The sequence below is a fragment of the Atlantibacter hermannii genome, from assembly GCF_009907385.1.
GTDB classification, from domain to species: Bacteria; Pseudomonadota; Gammaproteobacteria; order Enterobacterales; family Enterobacteriaceae; genus Atlantibacter; species Atlantibacter hermannii_A.
Genome location: NZ_JAAATR010000088.1, coordinates 1 through 205, shown reverse-complemented (window position 1 = coordinate 205; position 205 = coordinate 1). Strand labels below are relative to the sequence as shown.

At 47.8% G+C, this 205-nt stretch carries 1 pseudogene; it reads right to left on the bottom strand.

What is annotated here, in order from left to right:
* A pseudogene (locus GV764_RS19215) lies at nt 1-171 on the bottom strand (hypothetical protein); the annotation flags it as partial.
* Between the last annotated feature and the right edge of the window lie 34 nt (nt 172-205).

Sequence of the window (205 nt, the reverse complement as noted above, 5' to 3'; positions counted from 1 at the left end):
ACCGCCACAGGCTTCCATCGCGATGGTTGTTGCCGGGCATGTCGCCAGAAATTCGATTAGCTTTGGTCGGGTGAATTTTTTACGGTAAACGGCCTTCCCACGATGATCCTGACAATGAATATGGAAAGAGTTCTTACCCAGATCGATACCAATAAGCGCAATGTTTTCCATGATGGTTCTCCGAATGAAAGCCTGTCCTCAGCAT